Annotated in this window: 10 protein-coding genes; 4 read left to right on the plus strand and 6 right to left on the minus strand. The window is 60.5% G+C overall.

All coding sequences use genetic code 11. The features are described from left to right. Positions 1 to 278: 278 nt before the first annotated feature. On the minus strand, positions 279 to 3,074 hold the full coding sequence (locus DBR18_RS03355) for a hypothetical protein (RefSeq protein WP_146188730.1): 2,796 nt from the start codon (positions 3,072 to 3,074) through the stop codon (positions 279 to 281). A gap of 506 nt (positions 3,075 to 3,580) precedes the next feature. On the opposite strand from DBR18_RS03355, the gene DBR18_RS03360 reads away from it, so the two are divergent. Beyond that, a complete protein-coding gene (locus DBR18_RS03360) occupies positions 3,581 to 3,955 on the plus strand; it encodes a DUF6124 family protein (protein WP_108589250.1) in 375 nt (124 codons plus the stop codon). 251 nt (positions 3,956 to 4,206) lie between these two features. Here DBR18_RS03360 and DBR18_RS03365 read toward each other — a convergent pair whose 3' ends face one another. Beyond that, complete coding sequence (locus DBR18_RS03365; RefSeq protein WP_108589273.1) at positions 4,207 to 4,566, minus strand: PilZ domain-containing protein; 360 nt, start codon at positions 4,564 to 4,566, stop codon at positions 4,207 to 4,209. 229 nt (positions 4,567 to 4,795) lie between these two features. After that, positions 4,796 to 5,182, minus strand: coding sequence for a tol-pal system YbgF family protein (locus DBR18_RS03370; protein ID WP_108589251.1), 387 nt, complete (start codon positions 5,180 to 5,182; stop codon positions 4,796 to 4,798). 172 nt (positions 5,183 to 5,354) lie between these two features. Here DBR18_RS03370 and pyk point away from each other — a divergent pair, with 172 nt between their 5' ends. Continuing rightward, positions 5,355 to 6,806 carry a pyruvate kinase gene (pyk, locus tag DBR18_RS03375; protein WP_003227610.1) on the plus strand — a complete coding sequence of 484 codons (1,452 nt, stop codon included), beginning with the start codon at positions 5,355 to 5,357 and terminating at the stop codon, positions 6,804 to 6,806. A gap of 177 nt (positions 6,807 to 6,983) precedes the next feature. Continuing rightward, positions 6,984 to 8,300 carry a hypothetical protein gene (locus DBR18_RS03380; protein ID WP_108589252.1) on the plus strand — a complete coding sequence of 439 codons (1,317 nt, stop codon included), beginning with the start codon at positions 6,984 to 6,986 and terminating at the stop codon, positions 8,298 to 8,300. 332 nt (positions 8,301 to 8,632) lie between these two features. Here the strand turns inward: DBR18_RS03380 and DBR18_RS03385 are convergent, their stop codons facing one another. From DBR18_RS03385 to DBR18_RS03395, 3 genes are all read right to left on the minus strand, one after another. Continuing rightward, entirely contained in the window at positions 8,633 to 9,382 is a 750-nt protein-coding gene (locus tag DBR18_RS03385) for an enoyl-CoA hydratase-related protein (RefSeq protein WP_108589253.1), read from the minus strand. A gap of 257 nt (positions 9,383 to 9,639) precedes the next feature. Next, positions 9,640 to 10,575, minus strand: coding sequence for an iron-sulfur-binding ferredoxin reductase (locus DBR18_RS03390; protein WP_108589254.1), 936 nt, complete (start codon positions 10,573 to 10,575; stop codon positions 9,640 to 9,642). Then, the gene (locus DBR18_RS03395) at positions 10,568 to 11,674 is read right to left on the minus strand and encodes a GGDEF domain-containing protein (protein WP_108589255.1); all 1,107 of its coding nucleotides are present in this window, start codon (positions 11,672 to 11,674) and stop codon (positions 10,568 to 10,570) included. Before DBR18_RS03395 ends, DBR18_RS03390 begins: the two co-directional genes overlap by 8 nt. A gap of 420 nt (positions 11,675 to 12,094) precedes the next feature. Between DBR18_RS03395 and DBR18_RS03405 the strand changes: the two genes are divergently transcribed. Further along, positions 12,095 to 13,618: a fumarate hydratase gene (locus DBR18_RS03405; protein WP_108589256.1), complete on the plus strand. Its 1,524-nt coding sequence runs from the start codon at positions 12,095 to 12,097 to the stop codon at positions 13,616 to 13,618. The last annotated feature ends 294 nt before the right edge of the window (positions 13,619 to 13,912 follow it).

Below are 13,912 nucleotides of genomic sequence, written 5' to 3' on the forward strand. Positions count from 1 at the left end.
GCCATTCTCGACCAGCGGAAAAATCGACCCGCCGTCATCGAGGTACGTTGCCAGGGCTGCGCATTGTTTTTTGATCTGCTCGTCGGTGAATACCTGACGCAACAATTGTGCAGCGGGTCGAGTAACAGCCATGGTCAAGATCCTTGCGTTGATGACGGGCCTGCCCGGCCCCGGTCAACACTCGGGCCAGGCTTTTCCTGAGGGGTATTGAGCGCGCGGTGACGGGCGGCGTCTACTGTCAGAACTGACAGTAGACATGACCGCCGGTCGGGTATTTTTCAGCCTTCAGGTTCCGGCGGCTGCACCTCGAACCGTCCGCTGTCCACCCAGTCGGAATGCGTTTCACCCTCCGCCCCGCCGCTGATCGTCTGCTGCAGGCGCACCCATTGCCCGCCCGGGGCAAGTGGCGCATTCGCCTCGCCCTGCCAGCCTGAACCATTGACGGGCAACGCCGATGCCCACACCTTGTCCGGATCGAACCAGCTCACCAGCGTCGCGCTGCCGGGTCGGCCCTTACCGTTGAACCGGACCGGGTTGTCCACCCAGCGACCGCTGGCCGGCTGCTCGACCGTCGGCGCATAAGTGCCCAGATTCACCGTGCGCGCCTCGGAATCCGCCGAGCTGAAACCTTCGCAGGACGCCACCGCCACCACCCCGAAACGGCCACCGGGCTGATCAGACGCCAGCGCCACCGACCACGTCCGGTCCGCCAACACCGGGCTTTCACCCAATACCCGGCCCTGGGCATTGCCCAGGCGCACGGCGACCGAATCCCCTGGTATGCCGAAGCCCGACACCACGGCACGGCGGCCAAGATGTTCGCCCGGTGCCGGCGTCTCGATGAACGGGGGCGCCGGCACCACGTTGTACTGCACGCTCATTTCTTTGGAGAGGGTCGCGTTGAACGACACCCGGGCGTTCAGGGTCTTGCTGCCCACCGGCAGCGTCGGTTCGACTTCCCAGAAACCTTCGCTGTTGACGGGAATATTTCTGTAACGCTGACCACCAATCTCCAGCTCCACCGTAGCGAAGGGCCTGCATTTGCCGGAAATGATCGAGGTGCGCGCCAGGTTCTCACCGCTCGCGGGCACTTCGATCACGGGGGGCAGCACCGCCACGGTGAACCCGCGTCGGTTACTGACGGGCGACGTATCCGATCCAATGGTCTGGATCGCCTCGATGGAATAGTCATCGTACCGCTCAAAGTCCAGGTCGCTGAGCGCAATCTCCCAGACACCGTCGCTGCTCAGGACCTTGGCTTCGCCCAGTGGCTGTTTGTTGCTCGCGTGGCGCAATTTCAACGTGGCGCCGGCCATGCCGTCGCTGCCCCGGACAGTGATTTGATGTCCCACCTCTGCGCGTTCGGCGGGCTCGGTGATTTGCGGCGTGCTCATCGGTCTGCGCACCGTAAAGGGCAGCGTTTTCGTGTCGGAAAGTTGTTCGGCAGCCGTTTGCTGGGCAGAGATCGTATAAGACACCCCGGATGTAAATGGCTCGCGCCGCCGGTATTTCCAGATGCCGTTTACGCCATCGACGGTATGCACCGTCGCGCTGTCGCTGAAAGTCAGCGTGATGAGGGAGTCGCGCCAGCAGGTGCCGCTGAATTCAGGGGTCAGGCCAATGGCCGGAGGGGTATCGATTTCGGGGGGTAATGGGGCAATGGTGACCTTGTACTCAAACCAGTCCTTCGACGTCAGACCGTCCTTTCTCTGCTGAATATAGACGGGTCGATCCTGGGTCGGGCCCCAAACATGCAAAGCTTGGGTTGTCCAGCTTCCCGACGGCCCGACCAATGTCTCTGGCGCTTCCAGCGCCCCCCCATTTTTGACCACATACACCAGCGCGCCACTAACGCCCCTGCCGGAAAAGGTTGGTTGATAGTCCTGCGTATGCTCCACATCCGTGACATCCGGCAGTCCTTTTTTAACTACAAATTCATAGGCCGTCGACTCGATCCACCCCCCGGCCCTGTCCTCAACCATCTGGACCGCTATCAGACTGTAATCGCCCGGCGGCCAGCCCGTCGCCGTCGTCTGCCAATGGCCATTGGCGTCCACCTGCACTGCCGGCGGCAGATTCACCTGCGCAGGCACTTTGAAGCGGATCTCGACCCGGGCTCTGGCCCCGGCATCGTAATAACCGCTGCCGGAAAACCCGACAGTGGTTGAAGTGGGGAAATCGATGTCCACTTTAGTGAGCGCCGGTGGGCGCACGTTGAAGTGGCGAGCCGCGCTGTCTATGACTCTGCCTTCAAAAGACTGCCGCGCAATGATCCCGAAAGGCCCGGGCGGCATGTCGTTAACCCACTGCGTGATGCTCCACTGCTTGTTTTCACTCACCGTGCCGCGGCCCACCACGAATGAATGTTGCAGGTCCCTGAGTACGGAGATCTCACTGCCCGGATGACCCGTCCCGGAAACCGGCCCCCGCACATCGGTCGGAGCATTGGCCGCTGGCTGAGTGATGACAGGCGGCGCAATCGGAATCAGATTAAACGTGCGTACTGGCGTCCAGTGCGCCATATCCGTAGCTGCCATTATCTTGATCTCCCCACCGTGGGGATACAGATTCTGGTCAACAACCACCCGCCACAGGTGATCATCCCCGACCACCGCAGAGCCAAGCGCCAATGTTTGATCCGAGGTAAAGAGATGAACGGTTTCTCCTGTCTTCCCTGACCCGGTAACGACCAGTTCGCCGACCGGGCCGACCGTTGAGCCTTCTGTCGGCGAGATAATGTTGAGCAGGGCCTCGAATATGTAAGTGAACGTGACAGGGGCGCTTTCAATTTCCGTACTGCCTACGACTCTGGCGACGATCGTCTTGGGGCCTGGTGTTGTGGCAAAAATCGCCATCCATATAGGCCCGATAAACGGTGGGGAGGCGCCAATGTAGCGCCACTGCCCATCGACTAACTCGTGAATCGAAACAGGCAGTAACCACCCACCAGGCAGCATCGTTCCTGACACCCCCAAAGCGGCACCACGTACCACGCTGCCATTTTGGGGATTAAGGATCGTGAGTACGGTGTCTGCCTCGGTGTCGTCTGATGGCAAAAAAGTGGAATCGGTCATGGTGAGTTCCTGCCGGCTACGTGGATGCAAACCGTTGTACTGCCGCCAGGCACGAGCTGGCACCTGTAAGATCTGACAGTGGCGACGAACGGTCACCCCCCGCCTGCGCAGCCTTCGCGCAGCCGAAAGCCCCGTGGCGCAAGGGCTGCGGGCGTGCGAGAAGGATTTCGGCGTAGGACATTTGCGGCAAACTACGGCGCCTTGCGTAATTGCCTACACATCCGCCAGAATCGGCCGGCTTGTGCGCATTCGGCGTGCCTCGTAACGTAATGCCCATCGCTGCCAATCAGCGGTCGGGTTTAGTCGCCCGGGTGGGTATACGAATTGTGTACAAGCGTCATCAAGGCGGGTCACCCCTATCCCCCCCACTTGATGGTGGCTGTTCGCAGGGCGCCCTCGGGCGCGCCGGTAATTCGTATGCCTCCCGGTCGACTAACCTGCTTACAGCCGCCACCCTAATTCGTTTAGTCGCGAATCGGTCGTGGCCCTATTGAGGCAATACGATCATGATCAAACCAACACCGAATCCTCCGGAAGCCGATCCGGCATCCCCCTACGAATCCCTCGATTCACGCAAACTCCACGAAGCCGCCGAGCGCGCCCTCGACCACTACCTCAAACCCGAACCCGAACCCGCCTCGCGCAATTCTGTCGATCGCGGCATGCAGATGTTCATGGTCGCCCCCGACATCAATTCCGAAGCCATCGCCATCCAGACCTACGAAACCTTTTCGTCGGTGAGCATTCTGCTGCTGGATCTGGCCGATAGCCTGGAAGACAAGCCACGGCATCTGGCGATGGCGATTTATCAGTTGAGCGAGATGGGGTTGTTGCTGGCGGAAAAGACCCTGGACAGCGAGCGGGCGATTGCGACGGCCTGACCGGTAGAAACGGGTCGCACACCCCGACGCCATCGCGGGCAAGCCCGCTCCCACAGGGGTCTGCATTCGGTCAGTTGAAATGCAGTCAAGTGTGGGAGCGGGCTTGCTCGCGAAGCTGTTGATTTTTGGGCATCAGGCCGAATGGCCTGAAGAGCAAAAGATCGCAGCCTTCGGCAGCTCCTACAGGGGAAATGCATTCCCACTGTAGGAGCTGCCGCAGGCTGCGATCTTTTGCTTTGGCTTTTGCAGAATCAGGCCGAGGCCGGCAACGGCTGAAAGCTGAAGTAATGACGCAATGCTTCGACCAGTTGCCCGTATTCCGCGGGCGGGCGTTGCAGGCTGAAACCGGCGTCGTAATGCAGTGGCGTCGCGTCTTCGTGGCACCACAGGCAGCACGCATTGAGATCAATGACCTGCTGGCAGCCGTCGCCGGCCGGAACCTTGAGGCGCAAATGGAATTCGGCACCGACCATCATCGGCAACTGGCTGATCAGCATCAGCCCGTCTTCGGACACGTTGCCCAGAAAACCGATGGGTTTGTCGGTGACGCTGTTGAACACTCTGAGGAAATACGGCAGTTGATGCCGCTCGATCCGGCGGTCGGTAAACATGCGCAGTTCGCCATGCAAGGCTCCATCACAGAGCCGCGCTGAGCTTCGGAACACGCCTGTGCGGCAGGCATGCTCTCCCCGCTTCCGGTGTGGCGGTCGCTACCTCGCCGCCACCTGACAGCTGACCAGTCGCAGGTGTTGCACGGGCATGGGAGCAAAGGCTGCAGCCCGGTTCATTCGACTATAGCTCAGGCTGTACAACCGGCCAGATTTTGTATGACAACCACCATCAAAAACGCGGCGCAGGCGCGACAGCCGCGGAACTGCGGGTCGGGTAATGCCCCAGGCTCTGCAGGGTTTCCAGGCGCGCGCGGGCACGGAAGGCGTATTCGCTGTTGGGGTACGAGGCGATGATGAACTGATAGGTCTGCGCCGCATCGATGTACATTTTTTGCCGTTCCAGGCACTGGCCGCGCATCATCGACACTTCCGGCCACACATACGGGCGGGCCCGGCTGGCGCGTTCGACCTTGGACAGTTCGAGCATCACCTGCTCGCAATTGCCCCGGTCATAAGCGCTGTAGGCGTTGTTCAGGTGATGGTTCATCGACCAACGGGTGCAGCCCGTGACGGCGAGGACGCTGAGGGCAAGGGCGGCAATGGGCAACAATCGCATGGGGGTTCTCCTGTCTTGAGCAGTGTATCGACCCATCGTCGGAAATCTTCAGGCGCGTTTGTCCCAAAGTTGCCACGTTCAATAAAGAAAACGATAAGTAGTGCATTCGAACAATGACTACACCCTCGCAGCATAGTAGCCTTCGCAGGCGCTTGAACTCAGGAGTCTTTGCATGTCCGTCCGTCGTACCAAAATCGTCGCTACCCTTGGCCCGGCCAGTAACTCGCCGGAAGTTCTCGAACAGCTGATTCTGGCTGGTCTGGACGTCGCCCGTCTGAACTTCTCCCACGGCACCCCCGACGAGCACAAGGCTCGCGCGAAGCTGGTGCGTGACCTGGCAGCCAAGCACGGCCGTTTCGTCGCCCTGCTGGGTGACCTGCAAGGCCCGAAAATCCGTATCGCCAAATTCGCCAACAAGCGCATCGAGCTGAAGATCGGTGACAAGTTCACCTTCTCCACCAGCCATCCGCTGACCGAAGGCAACCAGCAAGTGGTCGGCATCGACTACCCGGATCTGGTCAAGGACTGCGGCGTGGGCGACGAGCTGCTGCTCGACGACGGCCGCGTAGTGATGCGCGTCGAAACCGCCACTGCTACCGAGCTGCACTGCGTGGTGACCATCGGCGGCCCGCTGTCCGACCACAAAGGCATCAACCGTCGCGGTGGCGGCCTGACCGCGCCAGCCCTGACTGAAAAAGACAAGGCCGACATCAAGCTCGCCGCGGAAATGGAAGTCGACTACCTCGCCGTGTCCTTCCCGCGTGACGCCGCCGACATGAACTACGCCCGTCAACTGCGCGACGAAGCCGGCGGCACCGCCTGGCTGGTGGCGAAGATCGAACGCGCCGAAGCCGTGGCCGACGACGAAACCCTCGACGGTCTGATCAAGGCGTCCGACGCGGTGATGGTTGCCCGTGGCGACCTCGGTGTGGAAATCGGCGACGCCGAGCTGGTGGGCATTCAGAAGAAGATCATTCTGCACGCACGTCGCCACAACAAGGCGGTGATCGTGGCGACCCAGATGATGGAGTCGATGATCCAGAACCCGATGCCGACCCGCGCCGAAGTGTCCGACGTGGCCAACGCCGTGCTCGACTACACCGACGCCGTGATGCTCTCGGCCGAATCCGCTGCCGGTCTGTACCCGCTGGAAGCCGTGCAGGCAATGGCGCGCATCTGCGTCGGCGCCGAGAAGCACCCGACCAGCAAGACCTCCAGCCACCGTATCGGCAAGGAGTTCGAACGCTGCGACGAAAGCATCGCGCTGGCGACCATGTACACCGCCAACCACTTCCCGGGCGTGAAAGCGATCATCGCGTTGACTGAAAGCGGCTACACCCCGCTGATCATGTCGCGGATCCGTTCTTCGGTGCCGATCTACGCGTTCACCCCGCACCGCGAAGCCCAGGCCCGCGCGGCGATGTTCCGTGGCGTGTACACCGTACCGTTCGACCCGGCGTCGCTGGCACCGAACGAAGTCAGCCAGAAGGCGATCGACGAACTGGTCAAGCGCGGCGTGGTGGAAAAAGGCGACTGGGTCATCCTGACCAAGGGCGACAGCTACCACACCACTGGCGGCACCAACGGCATGAAAATCCTGCACGTGGGTGATCCACAGGTCTGAGTGATCAGCTGAAAAACCAAAGCCCCGCTGTTATAACAGCGGGGCTTTTTTATGCCAAACGGATTGGTTGGACTGTCAGTTCTGTCAGTAGTCCGTAGATTCCTTCCACGTTAGCGTTGAGGTGCGTACCCACTCACGAAGAACTGGACACAACGCGTGCTCAGGGAGGATGCAAAGATGAATCTGCAACAGACTCCAACTAACGTCTCGCAAGGTCGGCTGGATCCGGATTTCGGTGATAACGGCAAGGTTTTTCTGAAGACGCCTGATCCAGATCAGCAACTCCTCATGAGGGGGTTATTGATCGATACCTTGGGCAATACATACATCGCTGGTGATGTTCTGCGCGCGACCCTTCTTTCTGACTACTGCTGTGTAAAACTGGATGCCCGAGGCAACCTCGATAAAACGTTTGGCAAGGCCGGTTATGTCACCGGCCGCTTTGACGATGACAATGGAGGAATCACGCACTCGCTCGCTGAAGAAATAGTGGAACTTGACGATGGAAAGCTGCTCCTGATTGGCACTTTCTTTGACGGCAGTTTGAAATTATCCAAGGCCCTTGTCCGTCTGAATTCCGATGGCAGCCTGGATCTGGAGTTCGGCCAACAGGGCAAAGTCATAATTAACCTCAAGGGCGAGAGCAAGCGCCTTCGCAGTTCAAACGAACCCTCCAGGTTCGCTGCGCAATCACCGAGTGAAAGCCTTCGTTCGACTGTTTTGCCAGACGGCAGGATAACTCTGCACGAACACGTAGGTTGGGGCGGAAAAACGACTACCGCAGTCATTCGTCTTTCGTCGAGTGGTGTTCTTGATGACACTTTCGGCGAGAACGGAATCGTGCAAATTTCCTACCCGGATTTTCCCCACACCTATTTGAATGATCTATTAGCCAAACAGGACGGCACTTATGTGCTGGCGGGCTACGTTTCCAATAATAATCAGACCGCTGCCTCAGGTTTACTGACTCGATTGACCCACGCAGGGGAGATCGACACCTCCTTCGCCGATAATGGTTATCACCTGGTGACGCCAGAACAAAGTCACTTTGATTTCTTCATCGAAAAACTCGTCGCACAAACCAACCGGCGCCTTCTTGCCCTAGGGGATGCTTATGACGGCGGCGTGGCAGGTTTGCTGGTCAGCCGGGAAGCAGACGGTAGTGTAAATATCCAGTTCAACGGGGGTAAACCGTTGCTGACGAAACTGGACGGACTCCGAACCATCTGGCTTTCAGCGTCAATCATGGGCAATGGCAAAATTCAGGTTTTCGGGCAAGTAGTAACAGCAGGCAGCAACTTTGTTGTTGCCAGATTCATCGATGACGGCACGTTAGACACGTCATACGCGAACGGCAAGGGTTGGCGGATGTTCGACATCGGAGAAGCGTTTAGAGACGCGGCTGGATTTACCGAGGGCAAAGTTACGTTTCTGGGCAGCGTCGGTTTTGCAGGAAGGCGTGAGTATTGCGTTGCCCGTGGACTCATCGAGTGAAGTTATTGCTGGATCGCCAGTAAGTTAGAGTCTGCTGAAAAAGCAAAGCCCCGACATGTGAATGGCGGGGCTTTTTGCATTCTGATCCAAAAGATGGGGTGCCTATTCTGGCCTCATCGCTGGCAAGCCAGCTCCCACAGGGTTCGCCAGCGATCACAGATTTTGCATCCACCACAAAAAAATGTGGGAGCTGGCTTGCCAGCGACCACAGATTTTGCATCCACCACAAAAATGTGGCAGCTGACTTGCCAGCGACCACAGATTTTGCATCCACCACAAAAAATGTGGGAGCTGGCTTGCCAGCGAAGGGGCCAGAACGGTCAGCGTAGCTATCAATGCCGTTTGATGAATCCGGTCAACGCCGCCAACGCCTCCGGCGAGCGCAATCGCTGGGTGAACAGTGCGCCCTCCTCCTCGACCACCTGGCGGATCAACGCGCGATCCGGCGCCTTCATCAATTGCTTGCTGATGCGCACCGCTTCGGCCGGCAGCTCATCAAAGCGCAACGCCATTTCCCGCGCCTTGCTCAATGCCGCCTCGCCGCTGCCCAACGCTTCGGTGGCCATGCCCCATTGCGCCGCTTGCTCCCCGCTGAAGCCTTCGCCGAGCAATAACAACTCGGCCGCTTTGGCCTGCCCGAGCAAACGCGGGAGGATCAGGCTGGAGCCGAACTCCGGGCACAGCCCCAGGTTGACGAACGGCATGCGCAACCTTGCATCGCGGCTGACGTAAACCAGATCGCAATGCAGCAGCAACGTGGTGCCGATGCCCACCGCCGCGCCGGCCACGGCGGCGATCACCGGTTTGCGGCATTCGAGCAGATTGAGCATGAAGTGAAACACCGGGCTGTCGAGGTCGCTCGGCGGTTGCTGGATGAAGTCGGCGATGTCGTTGCCGGCAGTGAAGCACTCGGCGCTGCCGGTAATCAGCACGGCGTTGATTTCAGGGTCGCTGTCGGCCTGCTTCAGGGCTTCGGCGAGGCGGCTGTACATCGCACGGGTCAGGGCGTTTTTCTTGTCCGGGCGATTGAGCCGCAGGGTGAGCAAACCGCGTTCGCGTTCCAGCAGGATGGCTTCGGTCATCAGCGTTACTCAACATTAAAAAGGCTGACAAAGTTCTTTTGCGGTGAGGCTGAATTGCTGTGGTGAGCCAGAACCTCTGTAGTGAGGGGATTTATCCCCGATGGGCTGCGCAGCGGCCCCCAGGTTTTTGTGAGCGCTGCGCACTCAATCGGGGATAAATCCCCTCACTACAAAAGTCAACCTCACCCCAGAAGTTCAGCCTCACCACAGGCATTCAGCCTTGCCACAGAAATCATTGAGCCTGTGAATATCAGCGCTCAACCGCGGGCCAGAAACACATCCGCCAGCAGTTGATTGCGCGGCAGTCCGGCCAGGTACAGACGCTTGGCAAACGCATCGACACTGGCAATCGAGCCGCAGACTAAGGCCAGGGTTTGTCGGGAAACAAGGCGCAGTTGCGCCAAAGCCGCGGCTGACTCGGCCGCCGTCCACAATTCGATGCTGAGGTTTTCGCGCTGCGCGGCAAGCGCCGCCAGGGGTTTGGCCAGATAGTGCTCGCGCTCGTCATGGGCCAGGTGAATGACGCGGATGGCGCCCTGATGATCCTGACGCAACGCCTCACGCAACACACCGAACAATGGCCCCAGCCCCGTGCCGGCCGCCAGCAGCCACAGCGGTCGGGTGTGCCAGTCCGGGTCGTAATGCAGCGCGCCGCCGCGCAGTTCACCGAGGCGGATCGGGTCGCCGATCTGCAGGCGCCGCGCCGCATCGCTGAATTCGCCGGGCTGGCGACAGTCGAGGTGGAACTCGAGAAAGCGGTCTTCCTGGGGCAGGCTCGCCAGCGAATACGGTCGGGCGATGTGCTCGATCCACAGCACCAGATGCTGCCCGGCGCTGTAGCGCAACGGTCGTTGCGGGGTCAGGCGCAAGCGCAGGACGTTGTCGCTGAGCCAGTCCAGCGCCTCGACCACGGCCGGTCGACCGTCGGTGATCGGGTCGAACGTGTGTACTTGCAGGTCTTGCGTCACCTGACACTGACAGGCCAGCCGCCAGCCCTCCTGGCGCTGTTCGGCGCTCAGGGCATCCGGGCGACTGTCGGTGGGTAAACCGCTCACGCACTGCACCAGACACGCATGGCAACTGCCGGCGCGACAGCTGTAAGGCACTGCGACACCGTTCTGGTTGAGAGCGTCGAGCAGGTTGCTGCCCGCCGCCACCGACCATTGCCGTTCACCCACGCGAAGTTCAGGCATCCACGTTCTCCCACGCCGCCGCACAGCGATTGCGCCCGTCGCGTTTGGCCCGGTACAGCGCCTGATCGGCGCGCTGCAAGGCGTCGTCCAGATCGTCGCCCAGCTCCAGCAGCGTCATGCCCGCCGACAGGCTGAGGTTACGCACGTTCAGCCCCACCAGTTCGACGTCGGTGAAGGCGATGCGCAGGCGTTCGCAACAGGCGGTCAGACGCTCGGCATCGCAGTCGGGCAGCAACACCACGAATTCCTCGCCACCGTAACGCGCCAGCACGTCGCCGTCACGCAGGCAGGCACCCGCCACGCCAGCGAAAGCCTGCAACACCTGATCGCCGGCGGCATGCCCGTGCAGATCGTTGATGCGTTTGAAGTGATCGAGGTCGATCAGTGCCAGACCATGCACCACGCCCGGCTCCATCTCCGCCAGTTCCCGAGAGGCCAGCCGCAGAAAATGCCGGCGATTGAACAGCCCGGTCAGCTCATCGGTGGCCACCAGATCTTCGAGCTGGCGCATCATCCCGCGCAGGGTGTCCTGATGCGCCTGCAGGGCAAACCGGCGCTGACGCATGCGCTGGCGTGAAACCTGAACGAAGCGTGCGTAGATCACCAGCCAGGCCAGCACCATCGCCAGAATGCACACCTGCAAGGCGGCTAATGCCGGATCCGGCAAACGGAAGTGGTAGCCATCCCAAAGGGTGATCGCGCAGAAACTGAAGAACACCAGCAGCGCGCAACGAATGAACGCCCGCCGGGACAGATGGAACAGACCGAACAGCAGAATCAGCACGTAGAACACCAGAAACGCGCCGCGTGCATCGTCCAGATGGGCGATCAGCCAGGTCTGCCAGCCGAGGCCTAGCAGCACTTGCGCTTCGGTCATGCTGGGGTCGGCAAAGCGCTGGTTGCGCCCGGACCAGAACAGCGCAAACAACGTCGCCTGGCAGATCACCACCAGCGCGCTGCCGATGGCCACGCTGTTCAGTGATTGCGGGTAATGTCCGGTGAAAAACGCCAGCCACAGCAGCAGCAAGGCCAATCCGTAGGTGGCGGCAGCGAGGGCAAAGCGCTTGAGCAGAAGACGTTGAATGGCGTTATGGGTCAATCGTTGACTCACCGTGCGATAGGAGGCTGACCGAGTGTCCTACTCTACAGACCGGCTGCCACTTTAGAGGGCCGGTCGATAAATGACCACCGATTTTCGGGCCTGATAATTGACGTCAAAAACCCTTGTGCATTGCCCTGTAGGAGCTGCCGCAGGCTGCGATCTTTTGATCTTGCTTTCAAAAGAAAAAGTCAAAAGATCGCAGCCTTCGGCAGCTCCTACAGAGATTGGGCGCCAGCCATGCGACCAACGAATGACTGTCGGCGCGTGTATGCCCTGCAGAGGCGCGGTATACTGCCGCGCCTTTTTAGCGTCGCGCCAGCAGCCCCGGCGTGCCTTGAAAGGTGCTTGCGACCGACCGATGCACCCAAGCCGCAGGCACCTTATTGAATGTTCCCGTCTTTTAGAGGAGCGCGACTCATGACCGTGATCAAGCAAGACGACCTGATTCAGAGCGTTGCCGACGCCCTGCAGTTCATTTCCTATTACCACCCCGTGGATTTCATCCAGGCGATGCACGAAGCCTACCTGCGCGAAGAATCGCCAGCGGCCCGTGACTCGATCGCGCAGATCCTGATCAACTCGCGCATGTGCGCCACCGGCCACCGGCCGATCTGCCAGGACACCGGCATCGTCACCGTGTTCGTGCGGGTGGGCATGGACGTGCGTTGGGATGGCGCGACCATGAGCCTGGACGACATGATCAACGAAGGCGTGCGCCGCGCCTACAACCTGCCGGAAAACGTCCTGCGTGCCTCGATCCTCGCCGACCCGGCGGGCGCTCGCAAAAACACCAAGGACAACACCCCGGCGGTCATCCACTACTCCATCGTCCCGGGCAACACCGTGGAAGTGGACGTGGCGGCCAAGGGCGGCGGTTCCGAGAACAAGTCGAAAATGGCCATGCTCAACCCGTCCGACTCGATCGTTGACTGGGTGCTCAAGACCGTTCCGACCATGGGCGCCGGCTGGTGCCCACCGGGCATGCTGGGCATCGGCATCGGCGGCACCGCCGAGAAAGCCGCAGTGATGGCCAAGGAAGTGTTGATGGAATCCATCGACATCCATGAGCTGAAAGCCCGTGGCCCGCAGAACCGCATCGAAGAGATCCGTCTGGAGCTGTTCGAGAAGGTCAACCAGTTGGGCATCGGCGCCCAGGGCCTCGGTGGCCTGACCACCGTGCTCGACGTGAAGATCATGGACTACCCGACCCACGCCGCCTCCCTGCCGGTGTGCATGATCCCGAACTGCGCCGCCACCCGTCACGCGCACTTCGTGCTCGACGGCACTGGCCCGGCCTCGCTGGAAGCGCCATCGCTGGACGCCTACCCGGAAATCGTCTGGGAAGCCGGCCCGTCGGCCCGTCGCGTGAACCTCGACACCCTGACCCCGGAAGAAGTGCAGAGCTGGAAGCCGGGCGAAACCGTCCTGCTCAACGGCAAGATGCTCACCGGTCGCGACGCGGCGCACAAGCGCATGGTCGAGATGCTGAACAAGGGCGAAACCCTGCCGGTGGACCTGAAAGGTCGCTTCATCTACTACGTCGGCCCGGTTGATCCGGTCGGTGACGAAGTGGTGGGTCCGGCTGGCCCGACCACCGCCACGCGGATGGACAAGTTCACCCGTCAGATCCTCGAGCAGACCGGTCTGCTGGGCATGATCGGCAAGTCCGAGCGTGGCCCGACCGCGATCGATGCGATCAAGGACAACAAGGCCGTGTACCTGATGGCCGTGGGCGGCGCTGCTTACCTGGTGGCCCAGGCCATCAAGAAGTCCAAGGTGTTGGCCTTCGCCGAGCTGGGCATGGAAGCGATCTACGAGTTCGAGGTCAAGGACATGCCGGTCACCGTCGCGGTGGACAGCAACGGTGAGTCGGTTCACATCACCGGCCCGGCGATCTGGCAACAGAAGATCGCCGAAAGCCTGGCGGTAGAAGTGCAGTAAGCGCTTCGCAGCCATGAATGAGGCCGGCCCGTCTTATGACGGGCCGGCCTTTTTTTTGCGTGCTCAGGCTGCGGTTTCCTGGCTGTGCCGCACGCCCTCAAGGTCAAAAGATCGCAGCCTCGTTGCACTCGGCAGCTCCTACATTGCCACAACCTGCAGGAGCTGCCGGAGGCTGCGATTCTGGCTGTGCCGCAGGCCTCAAGATCAAAAGATCGCAGCCTCGTTGCACTTGGCAGCTCCTACATTGCGCCCTGTGTAGGAGCTGCCGGAGGCTGCGATCTTTTGCTTTTTGCA

Origin of the sequence: Pseudomonas sp. HMWF021, from assembly GCF_003061005.1 — a bacterium.
Classification (GTDB): Bacteria; Pseudomonadota; Gammaproteobacteria; order Pseudomonadales; family Pseudomonadaceae; genus Aquipseudomonas.

Excerpts from the sequence above, each read along its gene's own strand:
- DBR18_RS03370 (WP_108589251.1), bottom strand. The coding sequence starts at position 5,182 with ATGCGATTGTTGCCCATTGCCGCCCTTGCCCTCAGCGTCCTCGCCGTC.
- DBR18_RS03390 (WP_108589254.1), bottom strand. The coding sequence starts at position 10,575 with ATGCCTGAACTTCGCGTGGGTGAACGGCAATGGTCGGTGGCGGCGGGC.
- DBR18_RS03385 (WP_108589253.1), bottom strand. The coding sequence starts at position 9,382 with ATGACCGAAGCCATCCTGCTGGAACGCGAACGCGGTTTGCTCACCCTG.
- DBR18_RS03405 (WP_108589256.1), top strand. The coding sequence starts at position 12,095 with ATGACCGTGATCAAGCAAGACGACCTGATTCAGAGCGTTGCCGACGCC.
- DBR18_RS03360 (WP_108589250.1), top strand. The coding sequence starts at position 3,581 with ATGATCAAACCAACACCGAATCCTCCGGAAGCCGATCCGGCATCCCCC.
- DBR18_RS03365 (WP_108589273.1), bottom strand. The coding sequence starts at position 4,566 with ATGTTTACCGACCGCCGGATCGAGCGGCATCAACTGCCGTATTTCCTC.
- pyk (WP_003227610.1), top strand. The coding sequence starts at position 5,355 with ATGTCCGTCCGTCGTACCAAAATCGTCGCTACCCTTGGCCCGGCCAGT.
- DBR18_RS03355 (WP_146188730.1), bottom strand. The coding sequence starts at position 3,074 with ATGACCGATTCCACTTTTTTGCCATCAGACGACACCGAGGCAGACACC.
- DBR18_RS03380 (WP_108589252.1), top strand. The coding sequence starts at position 6,984 with ATGAATCTGCAACAGACTCCAACTAACGTCTCGCAAGGTCGGCTGGAT.